21 protein-coding genes are annotated in these 23648 nt (G+C 44.1%); 10 read left to right on the top strand and 11 right to left on the bottom strand.

Going from position 1 to position 23648, the window contains the following annotated elements:
• The first annotated feature begins 116 nt into the window (after nucleotides 1–116).
• The gene (locus V144x_RS14335) at nucleotides 117–1850 is read left to right on the top strand and encodes an alpha-keto acid decarboxylase family protein (RefSeq protein ID WP_144985833.1); all 1734 of its coding nucleotides are present in this window, start codon (nucleotides 117–119) and stop codon (nucleotides 1848–1850) included.
• Nucleotides 1851–2085: 235 nt separating this feature from the next.
• Here the strand turns inward: V144x_RS14335 and V144x_RS14330 are convergent, their stop codons facing one another.
• Nucleotides 2086–2319, bottom strand: coding sequence for a hypothetical protein (locus V144x_RS14330; RefSeq protein ID WP_144985832.1), 234 nt, complete (start codon nucleotides 2317–2319; stop codon nucleotides 2086–2088).
• 597 nt (nucleotides 2320–2916) lie between these two features.
• Between V144x_RS14330 and V144x_RS14325 the strand changes: the two genes are divergently transcribed.
• Nucleotides 2917–3450 carry an RNA polymerase sigma factor gene (locus V144x_RS14325; protein ID WP_144985831.1) on the top strand — a complete coding sequence of 178 codons (534 nt, stop codon included), beginning with the start codon at nucleotides 2917–2919 and terminating at the stop codon, nucleotides 3448–3450.
• Nucleotides 3443–4744 (top strand): hypothetical protein, encoded by a 1302-nt coding sequence (locus V144x_RS14320; RefSeq protein ID WP_144985830.1) that lies wholly within the window; start codon nucleotides 3443–3445, stop codon nucleotides 4742–4744. The genes V144x_RS14325 and V144x_RS14320 overlap by 8 nt, the downstream gene beginning before the upstream one ends.
• Nucleotides 4745–4938: 194 nt before the next feature.
• On the opposite strand, the gene V144x_RS14315 is transcribed toward V144x_RS14320, so the two are convergent.
• The 4 genes from V144x_RS14315 to V144x_RS14300 all read right to left on the bottom strand — a co-directional run bounded on the left by V144x_RS14315 (nucleotide 4939) and on the right by V144x_RS14300 (nucleotide 8637).
• On the bottom strand, nucleotides 4939–5172 hold the full coding sequence (locus tag V144x_RS14315; RefSeq protein WP_144985829.1) for a hypothetical protein: 234 nt from the start codon (nucleotides 5170–5172) through the stop codon (nucleotides 4939–4941).
• A 122-nt stretch (nucleotides 5173–5294) separates the two neighbouring features.
• Nucleotides 5295–6602, bottom strand: coding sequence for an ATPase, T2SS/T4P/T4SS family (locus V144x_RS14310; RefSeq protein ID WP_144985828.1), 1308 nt, complete (start codon nucleotides 6600–6602; stop codon nucleotides 5295–5297).
• Nucleotides 6603–6735: 133 nt separating this feature from the next.
• Nucleotides 6736–7623 carry a 4-hydroxy-tetrahydrodipicolinate synthase gene (gene dapA / locus V144x_RS14305; protein WP_144985827.1) on the bottom strand — a complete coding sequence of 296 codons (888 nt, stop codon included), beginning with the start codon at nucleotides 7621–7623 and terminating at the stop codon, nucleotides 6736–6738.
• A gap of 93 nt (nucleotides 7624–7716) precedes the next feature.
• On the bottom strand, nucleotides 7717–8637 hold the full coding sequence (locus tag V144x_RS14300) for an NAD(P)-dependent oxidoreductase (protein WP_144985826.1): 921 nt from the start codon (nucleotides 8635–8637) through the stop codon (nucleotides 7717–7719).
• A gap of 345 nt (nucleotides 8638–8982) precedes the next feature.
• On the opposite strand from V144x_RS14300, the gene V144x_RS14295 reads away from it, so the two are divergent.
• The 3 genes from V144x_RS14295 (at nucleotide 8983) to V144x_RS14285 (ending at nucleotide 11144) form a co-directional block, all read left to right on the top strand.
• Nucleotides 8983–9375, top strand: a complete 393-nt coding sequence (locus V144x_RS14295) for a hypothetical protein (RefSeq protein WP_144985825.1) — start codon at nucleotides 8983–8985, stop codon at nucleotides 9373–9375.
• Nucleotides 9376–9455: 80 nt separating this feature from the next.
• Complete coding sequence (locus tag V144x_RS14290) at nucleotides 9456–10406, top strand: aminotransferase class IV (protein WP_144985824.1); 951 nt, start codon at nucleotides 9456–9458, stop codon at nucleotides 10404–10406.
• A 57-nt stretch (nucleotides 10407–10463) separates the two neighbouring features.
• Entirely contained in the window at nucleotides 10464–11144 is a 681-nt protein-coding gene (locus V144x_RS14285; RefSeq protein ID WP_144985823.1) for a class I SAM-dependent methyltransferase, read from the top strand.
• Between the two features lie 3 nt (nucleotides 11145–11147).
• On the opposite strand, the gene V144x_RS14280 is transcribed toward V144x_RS14285, so the two are convergent.
• The 4 genes from V144x_RS14280 to V144x_RS14265 form a co-directional block, all read right to left on the bottom strand.
• Entirely contained in the window at nucleotides 11148–12182 is a 1035-nt protein-coding gene (locus V144x_RS14280; protein ID WP_197998934.1) for an EF-hand domain-containing protein, read from the bottom strand.
• A 183-nt stretch (nucleotides 12183–12365) separates the two neighbouring features.
• Nucleotides 12366–14120 (bottom strand): hypothetical protein, encoded by a 1755-nt coding sequence (locus V144x_RS14275; RefSeq protein ID WP_144985821.1) that lies wholly within the window; start codon nucleotides 14118–14120, stop codon nucleotides 12366–12368.
• Between the two features lie 253 nt (nucleotides 14121–14373).
• Nucleotides 14374–15333 (bottom strand): S1C family serine protease, encoded by a 960-nt coding sequence (locus tag V144x_RS14270; protein ID WP_144985820.1) that lies wholly within the window; start codon nucleotides 15331–15333, stop codon nucleotides 14374–14376.
• A gap of 57 nt (nucleotides 15334–15390) precedes the next feature.
• Nucleotides 15391–16497, bottom strand: coding sequence for a cytochrome c (locus tag V144x_RS14265; RefSeq protein WP_144985819.1), 1107 nt, complete (start codon nucleotides 16495–16497; stop codon nucleotides 15391–15393).
• A 563-nt stretch (nucleotides 16498–17060) separates the two neighbouring features.
• On the opposite strand from V144x_RS14265, the gene V144x_RS14260 reads away from it, so the two are divergent.
• Nucleotides 17061–17531 (top strand): hypothetical protein, encoded by a 471-nt coding sequence (locus tag V144x_RS14260; RefSeq protein WP_144985818.1) that lies wholly within the window; start codon nucleotides 17061–17063, stop codon nucleotides 17529–17531.
• 156 nt (nucleotides 17532–17687) lie between these two features.
• Here V144x_RS14260 and V144x_RS14255 read toward each other — a convergent pair whose 3' ends face one another.
• Nucleotides 17688–19667 carry a sodium:solute symporter family protein gene (locus tag V144x_RS14255; RefSeq protein ID WP_144985817.1) on the bottom strand — a complete coding sequence of 660 codons (1980 nt, stop codon included), beginning with the start codon at nucleotides 19665–19667 and terminating at the stop codon, nucleotides 17688–17690.
• 188 nt (nucleotides 19668–19855) lie between these two features.
• Between V144x_RS14255 and murD the strand changes: the two genes are divergently transcribed.
• Nucleotides 19856–21271, top strand: a complete 1416-nt coding sequence (murD, locus tag V144x_RS14250; RefSeq protein WP_144985816.1) for a UDP-N-acetylmuramoyl-L-alanine--D-glutamate ligase — start codon at nucleotides 19856–19858, stop codon at nucleotides 21269–21271.
• Nucleotides 21272–21274: 3 nt separating this feature from the next.
• Here murD and epmB read toward each other — a convergent pair whose 3' ends face one another.
• Nucleotides 21275–22282 carry an EF-P beta-lysylation protein EpmB gene (gene epmB, locus V144x_RS14245; protein WP_144985815.1) on the bottom strand — a complete coding sequence of 336 codons (1008 nt, stop codon included), beginning with the start codon at nucleotides 22280–22282 and terminating at the stop codon, nucleotides 21275–21277.
• 243 nt (nucleotides 22283–22525) lie between these two features.
• Here epmB and efp point away from each other — a divergent pair, with 243 nt between their 5' ends.
• Nucleotides 22526–23098 (top strand): elongation factor P, encoded by a 573-nt coding sequence (gene efp, locus V144x_RS14240; protein WP_144985814.1) that lies wholly within the window; start codon nucleotides 22526–22528, stop codon nucleotides 23096–23098.
• A 280-nt stretch (nucleotides 23099–23378) separates the two neighbouring features.
• Complete coding sequence (locus tag V144x_RS14235; protein ID WP_144985813.1) at nucleotides 23379–23597, top strand: hypothetical protein; 219 nt, start codon at nucleotides 23379–23381, stop codon at nucleotides 23595–23597.
• The last annotated feature ends 51 nt before the right edge of the window (nucleotides 23598–23648 follow it).

Genomic DNA, 23648 nt, shown 5'->3' with positions numbered 1-23648 from the left:
ATGAGACTTACGAAAAACGCCCTGATTTCGTAACCGCAGAGTGATATAATGACACTTGATATCATTCTGGTCTTCCACACTGGCTTTATTCCACTCTCTTGCAGGAAGGTTCTAAAATGGCAGCTCGAAAATCAATCTCTAAATCAAAATCGGACAGTAATCAATCTCGTTCGACAAATAAGCTACCCACAAAACGCGCTACCGGAAAAAATAACGGAAAAGTACACACGATCGGCAGTTATTTGATTCAGCGTTTAGAGGATTATGGCCTGCGCGACCTCTTCGGGATTCCCGGTGACTTTGTGTTACAATTTTATGGAATGCTAGAAGAGAGTCCCATTCGAGTCATTGGGACAACACGGGAGGACAATGCCGGTTATGCAGCCGATGGCTACGCGCGTGTCAATGGTCTCGGAGCCGTATGCGTAACGTATTGTGTTGGTGGATTGAGTTTGTGTAACTCCATCGCAGGAGCGTACGCAGAGAAGTCTCCTGTAATTGTTATCAGTGGTGCTCCGGGTATGTCAGAACGAGAAACAGACCCTCTACTGCATCATCGTGTTAAAGATTTCCATACACAACGGGATGTCTTTGAAAAAATCACAGTCGCAACGGCATTACTTGATGACCCGATCACTGCCTTCCAGGAAATCGATCGCTGCCTCGAAGCCTGTGTGAAATATAAAAGACCCGTTTATCTAGAGTTACCACGAGATTGTGTTCACAAGGAAGCCGTCATTCCACATATTCCAAACGATAAACAACCAACAAGTAACAAACATGCTTTACGTGAATCACTAGTCGAAGCAGCAGAATTGATTCAGGCGGCAAAAAAACCGGTCATCATTGCGGGAGTAGAGGTCCATCGCTTTGGATTACGTGAAGAAGTCCTGAAATTTGCAGAAAAGCACAAAATACCGATGTGTGCCACCATTTTGGGTAAGTCGGTTGTCAGTGAATCTCACCCGCTTTATTTAGGCGTGTATGAAGGCGCGATGGGTCGAAATGAAGTACAACGTTATGTTGAAGACAGCGACTGTGTCATACTTCTTGGTACATTTATGACAGACATCAACTTGGGTATTTATACTGCTCATCTGGATCCCGGAAAGTGTATTTATGCAACGAGTGAAAAACTCCGTATCAGTTACCATCATTTTCATGATGTGATCTTTTCTGACTTTGTCCAGGAACTGGGAAAACAGAAAATGAAGGTCGTTGTCCGGAAAATTCCAGAGAAGGTTCGTCCGCATACGGTAGACTATGTTGTTAAGCCTACAAAGCTCGTAACCACAAAACATCTGTTTGAAAGTATCAATCAAATTTTAAGCGATGAGACCGTCGTTGTGACCGATGTGGGAGATTGCCTGTTTGGGGCCGTTGATTTAATGATCAGCACACATACGAAATTCCTTAGCCCTGCGTATTATACTTCGATGGGCTTTGCGATACCGGCTTCCCTTGGCGCTCAAGTGGCTAACCAGGACTTGAGGCCGATCGTTCTAGTGGGTGATGGTGCGTTTCAGATGACGTGTCTTGAACTGTCGACAGCACTCAAGCTGGGATTCAATCCAATTGTGATTGTCTTAAATAATAAAGGCTATACAACTGAACGCTTCTTACAAGAAGGCCCCTTTAATGATATTCCGGACTGGAAATACCATAATATTACTGATCTTATTGGCGGAGGCTGGGGCTTTGAAGTCAGCACAGAAGGCGATCTCGAAAAAGCAATCAAAGCTGCCCTCGCAAATAAAGACAGTCTGAGTGTGATCAATGTGCATCTTGAGCCAACCGACGTCAGTCCTGCGTTGACTCGTTTGGCAGATAAAATGTCAAAAAGCCTTTAATGCTTTCGTTGCCACCAGCGATAGGTACACAAAAATAGCCGGGCGAGAGTCCCGTGCTCTGCGTCCGGCTAATTTCCTTTCGCTTGCCGTTCTTATAATCCAGCACATAAGAACGGCAATAAATAATGCGAAAGGATCCCCCCTGTTTTGATTGATAGTAATCAATTCTTTCAAGCACAAAATTCAGCCCAAATCCAAGCTGCGTACTATTGCATCAATTCTGCTTGAGGTGAGACTACTGGTCTTCCTGCATCTTCTTCTCTAGTTTGTATTGCTCGAGAACTTCACGCTGGTTGTAAAGCTGCTCTTCAGGGCCAGCAGGATAGAACTGCACATCATCACGTAAGTAGTAAGCAGAAGGCAAAGTCTGGCCACCGATGCTGGACTGGCAGCCAGTGCTAGTGATTCCGATTAATGCTAAACCTAGAATTCCTGCACTTGACCAATTTTTAATCTGGCGAATCACCATGATTTTCCTCGGATTGAAAAAGTTGTCGAATGGCACCTGTTGGGAAGACATGTAAACAGGGTAAGACAGGAGCCGGGAATACCTTGGGATCAGTTTGATTATTAACTAAGTCCAGCCACTTCAAGAAGAAGCAACATTCAAGGTCACACATAAGTACAAAGCATGTACTAACTTTATCGACACATAAAATCGGAATCTTCGATATATTTTGCCTAATCCGACAATATTTTGTGTAAAGGAAGTCACCAGAGCATAGATATGGCGGTTTAAAATGATTTGAACACTACTTATAACGCATTCAGTTTGAAAATTATGATGCATTGCCTCTATAACGAGAGTCAGAAATCACGAGTGTGGGAAAAACTTATGTTATGGATTGATTACATGTTTTTTATCCTTGAGTGGAGCTAAGCCTGTTAGCAAGATCAATAACGTAATACAGCAGGTTTTCCGACCAAAATTCACACAGGAGCTCAGTTTTAAATTCGCGGAAACTTTTATAAAAATTCAAGTTTTTGCGCTCATTTCCCCTCTCTTACAACACTAACTAAGTGAAACTGGTGCCGTTTCTTTTCTACCGTAAAGGAATCAACTTAATTGCAACGCTCTGACTCAGAACTGGTAGAAGCGGCATGCGCTGGCAACATCGACAGCTTTCGAGAGCTGTATGAGCGTTATTACAGTATGACAGTGGGAATCGCTTATAGCCGGTTGTCTGATCATCATTTGGCTGAGGATGCTGCACAAGAGGCATTTGCGACTGCATGTCGCCGATTGTCTTCGCTCAGAAATGCTGAAAAGTTTCCGGAGTGGTTAGCAACAATTTGTCGACGGACAGCAAGCAGACTGGCACGATCATTGACGAAGGGCAACCCCATCATTGGAGAACCAATCTCGCCAGTAAAAGTTGATAATATCGAATCGGAACTGGTACACGAAGCCTTGGCTCAACTTTCAAAAACCGAGCGCGAGGTGATTTATTTGCACTACTTCAGTGGATTGTCACATGAAGATGTCGCCCGGGCACTGGGAATCTCGCCCCAGGCTGTTCATGGACGCATGCAGCGGGCACGTCGTAAGCTGGCCGTCAAAATTCCCAAATCTGAGGGAAAAGGAGTTATCAATGAATAAGTCAGAGGATTGGGCCTTTGAGGAAAAGTTAAGGGAATCACTGGGCGCTCCCTCTAAAGCCGATTTCGATCACTGGCGATCCCGACATGAAAATGCGATCGCTTACCTCAACCCAATCGTAACCAAAAACTACCGCAGCAGACGAAGCATGATTGTGCGACTAACGAGCGTTGCGATGGGAATCTTGATCCTCTTTGCTTTGGTTGCTTTTATAGATTTCGAACAGCAATCTTTTGCCAGGACTGTGAAGGCTATTGACAAAGCAACAACGATCACATGGACGCGGACTGTCTACTCGCGCGCCACTAGTGAAGATGGTAAGCGAACGTGGATACGAACGGAACCTCGAAGTGAATGGGCCTATCGATCCCCTAACCTCTATCGCAATACTCTCTACGACGAAGAGGGTAACGTTCGCTCGGTGGAAATCATTGATACATTGCTTAACAAAGCGTTGCATCTCGACATCCAGAGAAAGAAAGCGACCTGGTTAAACAAACCCGAACAGTTTGGACCAGGAGGTCCTTTTGAAAGTGTGAAAAATATCTTGCTTAACAAACCAATTGAGCTAGTCGGACAAAAGGAGCTCAATGGTGTTAAAGTAAATGTATTTCGCTATCGACGAGACACTAAAGTAATTGATGAGCGCACAAGAACTACGGATATCTGGCTTGATGCGAAAACAAAGCAATTAGTAAGGATGTATAGTCCAGGTGCAAGTATCTTTAATCTCGTTACTGATCCCGACCGTGACAAACCTGCTGAGAAACGACTTTCAAAGGCCTCTATGCTGGGTTCAATGACAGGCAACATCGTTTTTGATGCCAAGCTTGATCCCGAGTTATTCAGCCTGATTCCGCCTCAGGGATTTGAAATTGCTGTTGCTGCTCCGAAGCCGACAGTCACCGAGTCAGAATTGATTGAGTGGCTGGGTGTCACCGCTCGCTATAATGGCGGAATGTTCTTTGATACTTATCGAGGATTCGATCTAGAACCATACAACAAAGTTGTAGAAAAGGGCAAAGCGAATCGCACTGAAGACGAACAGAAAATGGTCGAAGTTCAGACCAAGCATCTACACAACGGTAACGGCGTTGTCATGCCGTCCTTTGCAAACGAGTACGCGGTCAATGGACGGTTTCGCTATCTCGGCAAAGGCGTAAAATTGGGGAGTACTGACCGAATCGTGATGTTTTACAAACTGAAAAGTACCGGGACTTATCGAGCCATCTATGGAGACTTGACGGTAAAGGATGTCGTTCCAGAAGACCTGCCATTACCAGTTAGAGAGTAAGCCTCAAATTTAATAGGGCCAGAAACCACACGACCTACTAAGTTGGTAAAGCACACGATGTGATTCAGAGATCATCCCGTTCCGTTGATAACTTTCTTCGACGCCTCCAATTGCGTCACCCGTTCTTGTACTTTTCAACTAAGCGACGTCTGCAAACGTCAACATGACCAAATTGTTCAACTGAACCAGCTTGATCATTCAGCTCGATTACGCTTTATCTCTTTTTTGTATTGTTCAAGAACCTCACGCTGGTTGTAAAGCTCTTCTTCAGCGCTGGCAGGATAAAACTGTACTACATCGGTACTGAAAAAATAAGCAGACGAAGGATCTTTCTCTGTCTTATTCTCAAGACTATAGTTAGCGAGTCCAATAGCGCCGAAAAGTAGAACCGCCGCACATAACCCTTTTTTGAAATGACGAATCTGCATGAGCACCTCGAAATAGAGTACTGGGACATGTCTATATCCTCGTTATGGTTCATGAATTGCATCGGCCTGCAAAATAGAAATTCTTAGCGTATTTTGCCTACCCTGACAATTGCAGTCATATTTTAAGACGACTTGAATGCTCGCTGTAGCTCGTCCAGGGAGATTTTCCCTTCAGCAACTAAGCGAATCCCTTCTTTTTGGAAGGTTGGCATCTCTTGTTTTTTAGCCAACGCTTTTATCTTGGCCGGTTCTGCCCCACTGATGATTAACTGTTTCATCTCGTCGCTCATGATGATCATTTCCATCATCATAGTGCGTCCGTAGTAACCAACACCATCACACTTTTCGCATGGTTCGATTTCGTTACCGTCTTCATCAACGGTTTGACGGGGCGGTCGATAGAGCATTTTTGTCGATTTCGGGAGCCCCATTTTTGCGATCAATTTTGGGTTTGGTCGGAATGCTTCCTTGCATTGATCGCAGAGCGTGCGGATCAGTTTATGACCAACCACACACCGTAGTGCATTGGCTCCCTTCTCTACATCTCCAGCCAGTTTACAAAACTTTACCAAACCAGCAATTGCGTCCTTCGCCGAAATTTCCGCAATCATTGCGATTTCGTTTACCACATTGAGCATACTGCCCACATATGCTTCATCAGTAACCGGTTTCAAATAGATCACATCGGCTTCCATACGAATGATTCTTCTTAGTTCATCATCGAATGTGTCATCTTCTTTTTTATCCGGAACCGTAATATGACTTAATTCTCGGTGCTCAGGGTCCGCTAAAGCGAAAATTGTATATTGATACGCATCCACAGATCGTACAACACCAAACGTGGTGGTGGTTGTACCTGAATTAGATGGACCACTGACGAGAATGACGCCACTGCGGCCTTTCGCCAACTCTCGAATACGTTCTTTATTTTCTTCAGAAATACCAATATCATCAGGACGATCTAAAGGTTCATTGACTTTAATCGCTTTAATCGAAAGTCGCTCGCCGCCTGATTGACCAGGAGCAGTCGAGACTCGCAGTTGATAAGGGACTTCTTCCAGCTCTGCTAAGACGCCACCCGATTGTGGTCGCTTCCGTTCCTGGATATTCATACCTGAAAGTAGTTTGATAATCTGAATGACAGCCAGACCTTGTTGTTTTGAGAGCTTTGGTCCCGGACTCGCAACACCGTCTATATAAAACAAAACCTGATACCGCTCGCCTTTCGGTTCAAAACGAATGAACTCCGCACGGAGAGCAAGAGCATCAGTGACGATATTTTTAGCAGGCATGAGGCCGGCTTTCACCAGTCTTGCATTTTCTTTCAGGTTCGCTGGTTGACCATTTAATGCGCCTTGAAAGGAAACCGGCTCAATTTCTTCTTCGAATTCTTCCTCGTCATCCCGGGATTTTCCAAAACCAAATATCACTAGCGATACCTCTTACCAAACAGGTTATGTGTGAAACTTGAACTCTATTTCTGTGTACGTTTTCGACTGGAAACCACTTGTTGTGTACTCGCTCTTCTCAACGATACCTTGCTGATGGGATCCCAGGCACGAATTAAAGCAGTCCATAATCTCCCAATGTTTTTTCCAAGATTTTAATCGATGCCTTATCGAGTTGAGTCATCGGAAGACGAACCTCTCCATTGTCCCTACCCAGCAATTGCATTGCAGCTTTGATGGGAATCGGATTTGTAGCCAGCCCCAGCAAATTTCTGCAGAGTGTAAAAAGCTTGAAGTGCCATTCTCTGGCTAGTTGTAAATCCCCGGCGTTAAACGCATTTAACATATTTTTCACATCACCGGGAACAATATTTCCGACAACCGACACAACTCCTTTTCCACCTAAAGCCATCAGTGGTAATGTCAAACTATCATCACCGGACAGGACCGATAAGTCACAAGCGGAAAGAATGTGAGACGCCTGATCCATTGAGCCAGTCGATTCCTTGACTGCAACAATATTGGGTATCTCTGCCAAACGAATAATGGTTTCAGGCTCAATATTCTTGGCAGTTCTTCCTGGAATATTGTAAATCACGATTGGAATTTCAACCGACTCAGCAATTGTCTGATAATGCTGGAAGAATCCTTCCTGAGTCGGTTTGTTGTAATAGGGAGCCACATGTAACCCCCCATCGGCACCAGCTTGTTCGGCGTACTTCGTCAGTTCAACAGCTTCCTTCGTGCTATTCGAACCCGTTCCAGCCATGACTTTGATGCGGCCGGCAGCATGTTGGCAAACAATCGAAATGACTTGTTTGTGCTCTTCATGTGAGAGAGTTGGTGATTCACCTGTAGTACCAACGGGACACAAGGTATCGGTCCCTTGCTCAATGTGGTAATCAACCAGAGTCCGCAGTGCAGCTTCGTCGATTTCTCCATTTTTGAAGGGAGTAATCATTGCCACTGAAAGACCTGCGAACAGGTCGCTTTGATTTGCCATGCTCTTAATACCTTAAAACAAATTCTGCCAACCAGCGATATTCAACAAAAATATTTGTGTTCCATGTGCTGTATTTATAACCGACAGTTGAAACTAAGTGCGATGCTCCCAGTCGACATTCGACAACGATGCTAATGCTAACTGCAGGGCATGAGTTCCGTCACGGCCATGTCCTTGTGCCTGAACTGCCAGATAAAGTTGATGCCCCAAGGCTAAGCCGGGAAGGCTTAAATTCATCGCCTTTGCTTCCGCCAGAGCAATTCCCATATCTTTGATGAAATGTTCGACGAAAAACCCGGGATCAAAATTGTTATCCATGATACGAGGACCCAGATTTGAAAGTGACCAACTGCCTGCAGCACCACTACCAACTGATTCCAAAACAGTAGGCAAGTCAAGTCCTGCCTTATATCCATAGAGCAGTGCTTCACAGACGCCAATCATATTAGTGGCAATCAGAATCTGATTGACCATTTTTGTATGTTGTCCCGATCCCGGGCCTCCCTGATAAACAATGGTCTTGCCCATCGCATTCCAGCAAGGTTGTAATGCATCCACAACTTCTTGGTCGCCACCAATCATGATTGATAACGTGCCATTTTTCGCTCCAATATCTCCACCAGAAACAGGAGCATCTACGCTAGAAACACCTTTTGACTGTGCTGCTTCTGCAATTTCCACTGCAAGCGAAGGATCGCTTGTTGTCATATCAACCAAAACTTTATCGGCTGTTGCCCCTGCCAAAGCCCCCTGCTCTCCTAACAGTACTTCTCTAACGTCTGCAGGAAACCCGACAATTGAGAAAATCACATCCGACGCTTCAGCAACAGCCTTCGGCGAGTCTGCCCAACTCGCTCCTTTTTTTAGTAATGACTCTGCCTTTACCTTACTACGGTTATAGACAGTAGCTGAAAAGCCGGCATCCATCAGATGTCCGACCATACTGGCCCCCATCACCCCGGTTCCAATCCAGCCGATTTTTGTTTTACCTGGTTGAATTGCTGGTATCGTCATATCACTCAATCCCTTTAGTTATCAATTCAATAATGCCAATATGCAAGCAGTCAATACATGAGTCTCTTAATGGAAATCGTAAAGAAATGATTGCCATATCACAAGTTAGCACAATCATTCTCTTTGGAAGTATATCGAGCAAGGACTCAGAAGTCATACGACTGGTTCATTTTTTGGTCACAATCATCACAGGTTCGTGCTTTTGTTGATTGAAATAAGGACTAGCACCAAAAGGCACTTGCGAATCCGAACCGAACTGGAGAAAATCGGAAATCACTCTGAGGACCGCCCCTTTAACTAAATAGAAATCAGTTGACTAATTTTCAGATGAAGAAGCGAGTCCAAATGAATTTAAAATCGATAATCGTAATGACCTTGTTCGTTTTAATAAGTGGCATATATGACACGAATTCTGTTTACGCACAAGGAGTTGCTTACCCTTGCGGTCCTGATGGTGCTCCACTTTTGCAATTCTTAACGCCACAAGGATTTATGGGAGCCGACTTTCGGGGAAGCTGCGCTCAGCATGATGCGTGTTACCAAATTCCAGGTATCAGTCGGCGTTACTGTGATTTACAACTTCGTCAGCAATTATTTCGTCGCTGCGATTATTCCCGGTTCCCACTGGGTTGTCGTATGGTAGCAAATACGATGTATCTGCAGGTTCGGCTTTTTGGGAGAAGACCGTTCTTAAACTCACAGTACCAATCCCCTTATCTTGTTTACTATGGCTATTGATTCTGTTTAAATTTCCGCACTGCACTTATTTCTGTTTTCTGTGACGAGTTCGTCCTGCTTACGTTGTGAATGTTTTTTAGATGACTGAACCCCAGGCGTATCTTAATGGCGCCTACATACCTTTCTCAGAAGCAAAGTTGTCTGTGACCGATCTGGGCATTGTTTACGGTGCCGCAGTAACAGAAATGATACGTACATTCGCGCATCAGTTATTTATGCTCGACGAACATCTGGATCGATTGTATTCCGCGCTTGAATATGCCTGCATCGAACCTGTCCCACAAAAATCAGAACTCAGGCAGGTCTGTGAAACAGTGATTGAGCATAATGCAAGACTACTCCCTCCAGAACACGATCTGGGTTTGACTGTCTTCATCACCGCTGGTCACAACCTGCCTTATCTCGGGTTATCTGAATTAGAAATGTGTCGCACTCCAACAGTTTGTGTTCACTCTTTTCCTTTGGCTTTTGAGCTTTGGGACCAAAAATACAATACGGGCCAATATTTGCAAAAAGCGGAAGGACAACAGCTCAATAAAAGTATCTTTGACCCTCGTATTAAATCTCGAAGTCGCATTCATCTTTATCGAGCCGACAAACTCGTCCGCAAAGAAAATCCGCAAGCGAGCGCCTTACTATTTGATCAATCTGGATTTGCAGCCGAAACAACAATTGGTAACTTTTATCTTGTCAAAGACAACATCATTAAAACCCCCCGTCCAGAATATGTACTGGGGGGGATCAGCCAGACTGTACTAGCCCAATTTACAAAACAGCTTGGACTTTACTATGAAGAGACAGATATTTCCTCAAATGCGATTATCGATGCGGATGAAGCATTGACGTCTTCAACCGCTTATTGTCTGATGCCAGTAACCCATTTTAACTCTCAGCCGATTTCTGATGGCAGGCCAGGACCTGTTTTTCAAAAGTTGTTGTCTGCCTGGAGTCAGAGTGTGGGAGTAGATATTGTAGAGCAGGCAACACAAGTCGGTGAAGCGCGACGAAAGTCGATTTCAGAACAACATTAAACCGGAGTGAATTCTACTCGCTCTGACAGTTTTGACAGTAAATCAGGAACCTTCAACGTGTCACATTATCGGGAATTTTTTAAACAGTTTCGAACTACTTTTGAAACGACCGGTGCCATAGCTCCCAGTAGCCGTTTTCTAGGTTCGAATATGGCAGGACCGATGAGCCAACATCAGGGACCCAAGAAAGTTTTGGAAATTGGGCCAGGTACTGGAGCAGTTACCAGACAAATCGTCAAACAAATTCAAGCAGGAGATCAACTTGATCTTGTGGAATTGAATGACAAGTTTGTGGAAATATTAAATCAGCGTTTTGATTCGGAAGTGGCCTTCCAGGAGATTAAACATCTTACATCCATCCATAACTGTCCTCTGCAGGAATATGGGTCAGGAGAAGAATACGATTTTATCATCTCTGGATTACCACTCAATAATTTCCCAACGACTCTCGTCGATGAAATCTTTGAAGCTTATTTTCGCTTGCTCAAGCCAGGGGGAGTACTTTCTTACTTCGAATACATGTATGTGCGCCCTGTACGAAAAGTCGTTTCTCGGGGTGAAGAAAATCAGCGAATTCGAAACATAGATGAAATCATGGGCAACTACACACGCCAGTTCCGAATTCGAACGAACTGGGTTTGGTTTAATCTGCCCCCTGCCTGGGTTCAGCATCTACAAAAAGAAAAAGGCAGTGCTTCGTTAGTAGAGCAAACTGCCTCACAAGGTTTAGAGCCTTAAGTTTCAAGAGTTTTTGTTCTTGTTTTTACTCTGAGGGCGATCTTGTGCGGGACGACGAGGACGGTCCATACGATTTCCTCCCATCATTTCTCTTAGATCCAAACTTCCATCCTTATTGTGATCCAGTTTCTCAAAGAGCATTTTCATTTGACTGAGTTCATCTTTGCTCAATTTTCCATCCCGATTTGTATCTAAGATTTTGACAAATGCTGGACCAGGACGTTGTCCTGCAGAATCAGTGCGACGACGATTTGTCTCCTGATCTCGCTTTCCCGGACGTTTCATTTCCTGTTTGTCTTTATTATTAGAACGCCCTTGAGGTCGGCGATCTGGTCGGAATTTTGCCAGTGCTTCTGAAAATTCTTTTTTAGAAAATGATCCATCGGCATCTTTACCCGATTGCTCAAGCATATGCCGCAGGAAGCGTTTACCACGTTCAGAGGCTTCGTCGACCGTTATTTTTCCGTCTTTGTTCGAATCCATTCTTTGAAAGATCCGCTCTGACATTTCTGAAGAAATTTTCCGCTGATTACCCTCTTTTTTGTCACCTTCTCCCCTACCTCTGAATTTGGCGCCAAGATTTTTGAGTTCGTCTAATGAAATTTCTTCTTTATTCAGGCGTTGAAACAGTGGTTCCAAACGTTTTTTTAATGGTTCAGGTATTTCGTCTTTCGTAATTTTCTTATCTCCATTGCGATCTAATCGACTCATAAAAGCTTGAAAATCACGTGGTCCCCGATTCCGATTCGAACCAGTCTCCGCGGGAAATTTCTGTTTTTCTTTATTGAGACCAGACTCAAATTCTGCTTTTGTCAATTTGCCATCTTGATTCTGATCACCAAGTCGAATGAGATGATCGAAGAATCGTTCCTTTTCCTTAGGAACTTCATCAGCGTTTACAATGCCATCAGAATTTTTATCGAGTTGCTGAAAGACATTCTTGCCAGTCGATTCGTCCTGTTCTGGCGCTGCGAATAAACCATTACCTGCGATGCAGAAAATTGCTAATAAAGTTAATGATTTGTAAAAATGTTGCATAACAGCCCCTTTCATGGAAGTGCTGTAATTAAGGAAAGATTTGGAATCAGAACCACTTACTGGCCTATTTAACACGGTAGATCCCAAAAAGTATTGGTTTATTCGGTAAAATATGAATATGTACAAAAAAACCCGATGAGAGACCTCACCGGGTTAAAAGATTCAAAGACGATATTGAAGACTCTATCGGGATGATTTTTTCACAGTAAATGTGGACGTCAAAAACCCCTGATCATCGGGAACGGTATACCCACCCGAAATGGGTAAATACTTTTGAATCACTTCAAATGAAGGCATCTTTCCTAAATCAACACCTTCGATATCCACTGCACTCCGATTCTTTAACAACATCTCATAAAGAGCATGAATTTGAGCATCTGAGTTTTGGTAAGTGATGATCGAGGTTTTTTCAGGAAACGTTTCTGAAATTCGTTTGTAGTCAGCACTATTAAGGAGAGAGCCAACTCCGCGGTCTTTTCGCAAAACTCTTTCAATCTGCTTGACATCATTGGCGACGAAAAGCTGGTTTTCTGCAATACAGAAAGCGGCGTCCGTGGGAGTGTTCAAGACTGCACCAGGGATTTCATATAAAGTGGTCCCTTGAAATTCTCTGGCCTGACCTGGGAAATCGTCACGAGCAGTCAGAGAAGAAATGATCTTCTGGAACGCATCAGAATTCTTCAATCCAAGTGCAACAGTGAACTGTCCGGATAATTTGGTCAGATCAATTTGCTCTCCATCAATAATCTCTGTCGCTACCTGAACTCGACCACTCAAGTTATCGACAATATCTTTTTTGATGTGGATTTTGGGACCATCAGGCTTGTCTGCCAATTGATCAACGATCGCCGCCAAAGCACCAGGACGTCCCTGAAACCCGTCAAATAATGTTTCAATCGAATCGTAGGCACTTTCGATCCCCCAATTGATTGAATAATACGATGAGACCTTATCGGAAACCCATTCGGGTGGTTGCTGAGCGACAGCCGGACATTTAAACATCGAAATAATTCCCGATGTCGGTAATTCAACAAATGTAAATGTTCTGCTAATCGAATCAAAATTTTCCGTGGCAAGATAACTCGTTCCGCCAACTGCTTTAAGGTTGGTGATTCCCAAGGCAGGTAGAAAGCCCTGCACCATGGCAACCTGTGGATTTGCTCGGCTGGCAATTCCTAAAACGGTTTGCAGTGTGCCTATTGGATTCATGTACCACTGCATGACAGCGGGAGCGCCAGGCTCAGAGCATTTTTGTTGAATGTATTGATACTCTTTTTTGTTGGCAAGCGAATCCTGATTTTGACCATCCCACTTTGACAAAACTGATTCCAGAATTTTGTCATCATTGGAGACAACAAGAGTTTTATCTTTAAGAAAGTATGCAAACTTCTTTGCTAAGGGAACTTTAACAGGGCCTGCGTCCGCGTCATCATCACCGAATGAATAGACGGTAATTTTTGTCCCTTCAGCACTATTGATTGAACGTTGAGCCCCTTTTTTATCCAGCGCATCTGCTGTCTTCGTCAAAATCTTTTCGAGTATTTCACCGCTTTCTCCATAATCCATGAAAGCGACGCCACCTAATTTGCCATCACTGGTTTTGACAAAAGCTAATGAAATTTCCCGACTGGGGATCCCCATGACTTGATCGAGACTCAAATCTGTTTCTTCTTCAAATTTTTGGGAGTACTTTTCAATCAGTTCCACCAGATCTTTTTTCATATCGGCGAACGCTTCGTCGTGAGTAATTTGCCCCATAGAGCTTTTACTCCATTGCTCCCCAAATTGTTCAACGTCGGGAACCGAAAAATACAGAAGTGTATCGGCGGGAATTCGCTGAGCAGCCGAGATTCTGTCTTGTGCAAAACCGACTTGACCAGTCAGCAGTAAAATTGCCTGCATCAGCATTAAAGTGCATAACAAAAATGGCTTTCTCATTGTAGCCTTCATTCTTTCTCTATCTGGGGATTTTAAAGTACCTCACGCTCGGTTTGCAGGTTCAAACACAGATTGAACTCTAGCAAACAGTATAGCGCAACGATCATTTGAACTGTCTATTTGTAGCATTTCTGCCTTTCCTGGCAACCCCAACCGACTGATCATTGTGTGAGTAATAATAAATCGATCCGATGAGGTACTGGTACACTACTGGGTACCAGAAAAAAGGTGAAATGGTTACAACTTTTTCGAATTACTTTTGAAAATTCATATTTTTTCTACGAGGCGCATTGAAGTAGTGATGCCCCGTATTGGGACTGGATTTATCGAACGCAAATGCGTCTCGGTTATCGAGAAAGTGCTTTACATAAGTAATGGGAATAGCAAAACCCAGGCCTTCTCCCAAAATTAATTTCATATTCGTGACTCCGATCACTTCACCTCGGGAGTTGAATAATGGTCCACCACTGTTACCCGGATTGATTTGTGTCGTTGTTTGTATATAAACAATCCCTTCCATGTTTCGATTTCTGGTACTGACAATTCCTCGCGAAACAGAACGCTCGAGCCCTAAAGGATTACCGATGGCAAAGACTTCATCGCCTTCACGTTGTTGATCATTTTCTGCTAAATAAACAGTCCGAAATGACATATCTTTTTGTAGAGGAATCCGCAACAAAGCCAAGTCAAAAAAGGGATTCAACGCCAGGATCTCAACATCTTTAATCTGTCGACGCTGAAATTCACCACTTTTGGTACGATGAAAAATGGTAGCCGCAATACGCGTTTCCTTTTCAACAACGTGATAATTCGTAACACAGTAGCCACGGTCATTGATGATAAACCCTGAACCAAGCCCACTGGGAGTTTGAATGAGCGTGACTGCCTCCCCGTAGAGACGGGCGAGTTCTTTGATGCTTTTGACGGGAAGTTCGGCAACGGAATAGATTTTATTTTTATTTTGTTTAACGGGGGTTTTGCCTTTGGTAGCTATTTCTTCTTTTGTCCGAGAACGAATCTGATTGACGGGAATTCGCAGTACTTCAATTCCAATATCAACAAGTAAGTGATTGTTGCTCTGCTTGAGAACGTCCCCTTGAATTTTATGCCCACTTACCAGTTCGATCCAATCGGCGCGCGTACTGCTGGATAGACACAGAAAACACAGTAGCAGACAAGCTTTGACACCTAAATCGCACCAATAACGTCTCATGCCCTTAAATCCCTCTCCTGGCAAATTCTCATAGTTAATGCTTTTGATACTGAAATTCTACTCTTTATATTCACTATGGCATTGTGTGCAAGCTTTGTAGACTTGAGTTAAACCTTTATCAAACTCTTCATAATTGTCGCTTTTTGCAGCGGCTACCATTTTCAAACAAGCATCTGACATCGGATTCGCATAGCCTAAAAAGCCTTCATCATCGACATATCCATATCCCTCCGTTGTAATGACTTTCGCTATCGCAGCCAGCAAATGCGCTTCGTTGATTACTTTTTCTTTTTCCGCTTTCAGAGCATCGGCACTACCTACATTGGATTTTAACCATTTGGAAGCAATATCAGCGCGTTTCATTAAGTCCCCCATGGAGGCAACATCGGATAGCGGTATTTTGTCATCGGATTTGGGAACGTCTGCTGGTAAACTCCCATTAAGAATGACAATCATCTGTTCATAAGGAACTTGAACCTTACGAAAAGATTTCGCTCCTCGCATCAATGGTTCGGCTGTGAAAGCGGCGGATAAATCGCGAAGATATTTTGCATTTTTTTTCCAACCAATGTCTTCAGGGTGTTCTGTAACAATCCCCGCCAGAGCAGCTAAAGTAGCTGTAAATGTAGGAAGTTCCAGATAGCTGGTATTATAGGTTCCCACAGATTGCATGTTTCTGGTTAAACGATTCCGTATCTCTTTGACCTGTGCTTCAACCACAGGCATTGGAATGATTGTTTTCCAATCGACCCCGCCAGCGGGAGACGGTTCTTGAGTCTCAGTTGTTTTCGTTGCATTCGGTGATGTACGCGGAGCAGAAGAATTAGCAACATTGGTCCCTGGCAAAGCTACCGGTGTGACTGATTTACTATTTGCGGCAACTGCGAGAGGATTATCAAACCAGACATCGTAAGGGATGCCATCAATCATCTTACGGTCATTATTTACTTTTTCCTCAGACGATTTTGCCGGCTGCTTTTTTGCATTTTGCGCGACTTGTGTATTTGGTGTTGCGTTAGATGATTGCGATGAGGGCTGCGGAGCAGGCGCTGTTGGAGTCCCTCCCCCACATCCCGTTAATACGACAGCAAACAGACAGGTACAAACCGATTTGATTGGCTGTAAGATAGATTTCCTATCTAACCGGTTCTCCAGCATTTTCATGGAAGTCTCCCTCAAGTCCTTGAAATTAAACCAATTAGATTATGTGTGATCCAAGCCTCGGTTGCAACTGCAGCTTGCCCTGATTGTTCAATTCCTTCTCTTGAACTGTTTCCCCAAATCGGTCACGGATGTGCCAGTAATTCACGAAACCCATGTGTCGAAACAAATCAATACGTTTGAACATTTTAATACAATTTACTTTGGTTGCATATACTGTGTAAAAATATTCCGATCGGGCAATACAGGTCTATTTGGATGTTTGCATAAAAAAAGAGGCAACTAGCCTTGTCAACTCAAAGTTCACTTATTATTTGTGACCATTATCAGCCATGTAACTGATACCGGTTTTTCATCTGCTCTGCTGAAAATTTTGTCACTGATATTTTCTGTAGGGTATAATTTGGTGGTGGACAACCGAGAGACCTCCTTGACTGTTCGACTGCTTAACTGATCGCTTCTGGAGAATGCCAACAAGCAAGTGGTTAAGGAAACACTAAAAATTGATTATTATCAATCAGCTGCCTTAATGGAGTTCACCATGGTAGCAAAAGGAGTACACAGAGATGACTAAGATCGTTTGTTTCACGTTAGGCATTATTGCTGTCTCAGTGACAGCTGCTCAGGCCGAAGGTCCTGCATTTAAATTAGGGCAAGGAATTTTTCTGAGCCAAACAACTGCAGCCCCTCCTGCTTCGACAGTTGCACCTGAACCGATGCCAGAGTTAATGCCACAACCGTATGAACAACATGTTGCTTCAGAAGAGATTCGGCTGTTTGAAAATGTTCGCTACCGTCGACCTCGCAACATTGCCCCTTGTTCAAACCCTAAATTAGTAACCATTGTCGACCCTTGTGCCCCCAGACGCAGTTGTTGTGAGCCAGGATGTGTTGCTGTAGAAATCTGTGCCCCGGGATGTGCTTGCGAGTGTGTCCGTTGCAGCAAAGATGGACGCCGCAAAGTTTTTGACTATGGTAAATACAGTGTGGTTGTTGAATCACACCGAGGAAAAGTTGTCGTCACCTATCGTAGCTAATTACAACTTTAATAGCTTCATCACAATTGAAAAAGCCAGAGACAGTTTTTGTTTCTGGCTTTTTTTGTATAAACAGCTTCCCCCCTACTGCCTTATACGTCTCTAAAACAGACAGAGATCTGAATCCTGTCGTTGAGATTAGACCTATCCAAATTCTCACGCGTATTCTGAAAGCAGTTTCGTCAAATAAATAATGGCAAACACAGCACACCAGGCTAAGACAAAGCCACCCAGATCCTGAAAGGTCGGTCTGGGAATTTCGATGTCTTTTGAATTGGGGAATAGTTTTTTCCCCATTGGTTCAGGTTCTTCTGGAAGTGTGCACGGTGAAGGCACGACCTCACCCAGTTTCACAGGAGTATGCATCAGCTGATAGAAATGGTCGAGTTTTTCCTGAGATTGCCGTTTCGTCAGTAAACTGACAATGATACCGCTGAGAATGGCAACCCCCATAAATGATACCATTTGCCACACATCACGCATCACAATTTGCTCTTTCACCGTTTTAAACATACTTTCAGGAAACAGACCCGTTTGATGAATTAAGTCAGCCCTAAAGGCGACGGCGATCCAAACGAGAATCCCAGTTAATGTGGAAACCCAGACAGAAATGACATTCCAACGTCTCCAGACAATGCCAAACCAGAGGCTGATGCCGATACAGGCGGGCGTTTTTACAATCACTTTCAAGGCTGCGATGATGTCGGTAAATGTGGTTTGCAAAATAAGTGCTAAGATCACAATGATTAATCCAGACAAACGTCCTACCCAGAGGTAATGACGCTGGGAACGGTTTTTCACAATGCATTTGCGATAGATATTTTCCGTAAATAAACCACTGGAGATAATCATTTGCGCGTCGCTGGTGCTCATGACCGCCGCTAACAGAGAAGCCAGCAAGAGCCCAATCAAGCCTGGTGCAATGCGGGGCAGAATATCATGCGCAGCCATTCCAAAGAGTTTGTCAGCAAAGTTGCGGTCATGCTTGTCGATTCTTGCTTTTTCCTCATCGGGAAGCTGATTGTATTCCGGGCTGGCCCGCATCACCAACGATTGATAAATCGCTTGATCGGCAGGATCATCAGACGTTTTCAGCGGGCTGTTATCACCCATGTACCAGACAATGCAGGCAAGGCCGGTAAACGTCCAGGCAACGGTGCAAAATCGTTTGAGAAAGTTTCCAACAGTGAATCCAAAACGACCTTCATATTCCGTTTTTCCTGCACCACAGACTCCCATAATGTGAGGTTGAATTACAATACCTGCGAGCGCTGTCACGGACAACATGAATACATAAAAGGGAGTAATGGGCTCACTCCCCAATGTGGCAGCAACTTGAGGGCTGGCGACCAAATCGAGCATCCCCTGCTTGAGATCGGCCTGTTTATGTAATTCGCCAAAACCACCAATTTGATAAAAGACGAACGGTAAAAGCAAAAACGAGAACACAATCGTCAGAATACCCTGAATGAAGTCGGTGATAATGGCGGCACCTAATCCCCCTGCCATTCCGTAAATCACAAACATGACTGTTACCGCTAGGATTGCATACTCATAACCCTGCAGCCTTCGCTCTGTGATCTTGAATGTTTTTTCCTTTGCATCCCATTCGGCTGCGGGAACCATGATGTCGGCTTTGACAGCAATGCGGTCTAACTCGTTTCCTGTTAAAGCATCGACCATTTTTCCTGTGCCAAATAAACCACCGGCAATAAACGTGATTGAAATCGCAATACCATAGAAAGAATACATCACAGCTGTGGGACCATTAAAGCGGGTCTCGAAGAAATCAGCGGTGGTCAACGCCCGCATCCGCCGCATGATAGGCGCGACAATCCAATAAAAGGGAGTTGCCCATAACCAGAGAAACTGCCACCAGATACCAGCCAGTCCTGCGCGCCATGTTCCCGCTACGACACTGATGGCCTGTTCGCTGCTTGTACCGGAACCAAAGGCAAAGAACATCATGAACACTTTGCCAAACCGACGACCTCCCATGAAGAAGTCCGCCATATCTTTCACTTTTTTGACCGACCAGATACCAATGGCAAGAATGACGACGAAATAAAGCGCCAGTACAATCCAGTCAGCTGGATGGAGTCCTAACCAGATATTTTTCTGAGCAGCGAGTATCATGGACTGATCCTCTCATTGACCAATGTTGAATGATTATGAATTCAAAATTAGACTACCGAGGATTTTCTAAATATGCAAACCTACTGATGCAAGAGTCCCTTACCTGATCATTTCAATCACTTTGGAGTTTTCTTAATCTAACTTGTGTGCAAAGATTTGTTGTTGCACCCAAAGCGAGAAAATAGCTTATGCCAATCAAACCCTTCCTGATTCATGACTTTGATTTGAAAGGGAAACATGCAACCGTGCTTGGTTTAGGGCGGTTTGGAGGGGGAATTGCAGCCATTGAGTACCTTTCCCGATGGGGCGCTAGTATCACTGTCATTGATAGCCAGAATGAAGAGGCCCTCTCTGAATCGATAAAACAACTCAGCATGTATCCTGACATCGCATATGAATTGGGAAGTTCACCAACAGAATTACCTGCGACAGATTTACTGGTTCTGAATCCTGCGATCCCCCCTGCTCACCCACTCATGAAATATGCGCAAGAGCAATGTATCCCATTAACCAGCGAAATCGAACTTTTTTGGCAATTGAACCGTGGCAGATTCATCGGAGTCACTGGCAGTAATGGAAAATCGACTACAGCAGCGATGATCTATTCGATTCTGGAGGCGAACGGATCTCGCTGCTGGTTAGGCGGAAATATCGGCGTGAGCCTGTTACCTGTCGTCGATCAGATCCAGGCGGAAGACTGGGTCGTATTAGAACTCAGCAGCTTTCAACTGGATGCACTGAATCGTATTCAAGCCAGTCCGCATGTGGGAGTTGTGACCAATTTTAGTCCGAATCATCTGGACTGGCATCACACCCTGGAACACTATCGACAATCGAAACAAGCCATCTTGCGTTGGCAAACAGAACATGATTTTGCCGTCCTTAATGCCGATGATTCAGATTTACAGAGTTGGAAAACACATGGGAACATTTCCACATTTGGAGCCATAACACATCTGCAGCCGGACGTGCTGATGACGAACGATTCCTTTATGATTTCCGATCCCAAAAGGGAATTTCAGGCACAACTCAAAGTGCCAGGCAGGCATAATCGCATGAATGCGTCTGCAGCAATTTCGGCTTGCTGTTGCGTGGAGATTGATGAAGCATCGATACAAACAGGCTTAGAGGCATTTCAAGGTTTACCTCATCGATTGCAATTCGTCGGTGAATTCCAGAACCGGCGTTTTTATAACGATTCACTGGCTACGACACCCGAATCTGCTATTTGTGCAATCAATGCGTTTTCTCAAGTCCCTGTCATTCTACTGGCAGGTGGGTCTGACAAAAAAGTGGATCTGACAGAGTTTGCAAAAACCATTCTCAATCAGACAAAAGCGACAGCCTTGATGGGAGAAACAGGATCGACATTAGCTCATCTCTTAGAAAATCTCAATCCCGTCGAGAGTCAAGTTGCTTCGGCATTGATTTCTCACCCTCACAAATCATTTCAAGAGGCATTTGATTGGGCTTTTCAACACTCTGAACCAGGTGATGTGATTTTACTTTCACCGGGCTGTGCAAGTTATGACTGGTTTTCCAGCTTTATAGAGCGTGGTGAGCGATTTTCCGAGTTGGTTCAATGCCTCCCCGACCAAAAATAAATGTCAGCCCAGTAAAGAGATTTTATGAGGTTCGCCTTCGATTTCCCTGACGTATTGTGGCACTGCATAGCCGGGAAGTCGCCTTCGTAATTCACGAATCAGTTCACGGCCCTGCTCCTCCGCAACTTCAAAGTGTGCTACTCCACTGACACGGTCTAATTGATGCAAATAATAAGGCATGACTCCCAGATTAATCAGGCTTTCAGAAAGCTTTAAAAGTGTATCAACCGAGTCATTAACGCCTTTCAACAAGACAGACTGGTTCAAAACCGGGATCCCTGCCTGTAATAGCTGACGGATCGCAATTTCGACATCCTCTGCAAGTTCATTTGGATGGTTAGCGTGTATGACCATCCAGACAGTCGTTCCGTTTTCCGTAAGACGTTGAAACAAGTCCAATAAACCGGAATGAATTCGATCTGGAAGCACAACTGGCAAGCGGCTATGAATTCGTAGTCGCTTAACGTGAGGAATCTCACTGATTCGCTCACATAGTTCCTGTAAACGGACATCAGTCAGTAATAACGGATCGCCTCCGCTGAGAATGACTTCCTGAATTGATGAATCAGACAATAGTGAATTCCAGGCGGGCTCCCAATCAGCTAAGGTGCGAGGTTCCTCTCCATAGGGATAGTGCCTGCGAAAACAATAGCGGCAATGAATGGCACAGGCACCGCTTACCATCAGAAGTGCTCTCCCCTGATATTTATGCAACATTCCAGGAGTACTACGGACGTTCAAATCGCCAACTGCATCGGCAGTGAAACCGGGAACTGTTTGGGTCTCAATTTCCAGAGGCAGAACTTGTTTCAGTAACGGGTCATCTGGATTTCCAGGCTCAATCCGGTTCAAATAACTAACGGGAACCATTAATGGAAACAATTGAACAGATCGTAACGCGGGTTGCAGTAGACTGCTCGGTAAATTTAACCGAGCTATCAGTTCCTCGGGATCGCGGATTGCCTGAGCGAGTGATTTTTGCCAGGTCGTTTCTGCAATGCTGGGTGACATAAATTGATCCATTCCCAATAGATAAAGCTGATTGATTTCAGTCGTCTGACTGTCTGAGACCCTGACTGAATCACAAAAATTCTGTTTCTACTCGTAAAATCAAGAGAATCTGCGGCAGGAATTGAGTAACAATTCGACCTCTCTCCGTTTTCAATAGTTGAAAGATATGTTATTCTTTCGCCCTTGGATACATTACACAAACGTATTTTTGTACAACACATTCAATGTCAGAGAAATTCAGCAATGCCACAAATCAGTACAGGCGATTTTCGTAAAGGTATTAAGGTAATCGTCGACGGTGATCCTTATGAAATGATTGAAGTCAACTTTGTCAAGCCGGGCAAAGGTCAGGCCTTATATCGTACGAAACTGAGAAATTTGCTCAAAGGTACCATACTTGATCGCACTTATAAAAGTGGGGGCGAAAGCCTGGAACAGGCTGATATCCGCAAGGGAGATGGTCAATACCTTTATAAAGATGCAACCGGTCTGCACTTTATGGACAATGAATCATTTGAACAATATTCGATTGATGAATCAGTATGCGGAAATGCTGCAGAATACCTGCTGGATGGAGCAATTTGCGGCCTCTTATTCTGGAATGATCAGTTGATCGGTATGGACCCGCCACAACAGGTGATTGTTGAAGTCACCTACACTGAGCCTGCCGCCAAAGGAAACACAGCCACAAACGTCACAAAACCAGCCACCATCGAAACGGGCGCTACAGTGAACGTGCCTGCGTTTATTAATGTTGGTGAAAAAATTAAAGTGGAAACCGCCACAGGTTCCTATGTGGAACGTGTTCGCGAATAGTCATTTGCAAATCGCTTGGCTTTGAAATGAATTAATGCAAAAATGCCAGTTCATTTGCTTCTTTTTCGAATGAATCAGCAGAAAACCATGTTTTTTATGATTCTTTTGAGTAGGTTTCATGAATCTGGCTCAAATGATATTGAATTATCTTCAAGTGTTGCAAAAATACAAAATGAACCTCGTTTCAGCTTGTATTCGATAAGTTCAAGGGAGTTTTCAACAGTAAGTTATTACTGAAATCACGATAATTGTGCCACCATGGATCTCAGGGAGGATTGACATGGATGTCTGGAATCTGGTCTTGTATGTCGTTGCTTCACTTTTAGCTCTGAAGTCTCTGGCCTCATTAATGACGCATCACAAGAAAGTGGTCGCCCACCAATTGGCTCTTGAGTATACACAAGAATTATCCCAAAATGGGAAAAAAGTATCTCAAAGTGATTCGCCAGATCAAGAAGTAAAACCGAATCCTTCAGATCAAAAAGCACCAGCAGCTTAGTCACTTATGATTTCAGGATAATCTGATGCGGGCTGATTGTTTTACATTCTG

It is taken from the genome of Gimesia aquarii, from assembly GCF_007748195.1.
Lineage (GTDB): Bacteria > Planctomycetota > Planctomycetia > Planctomycetales > Planctomycetaceae > Gimesia > Gimesia aquarii.
This window is presented reverse-complemented; position numbering and strand designations above follow the sequence as displayed.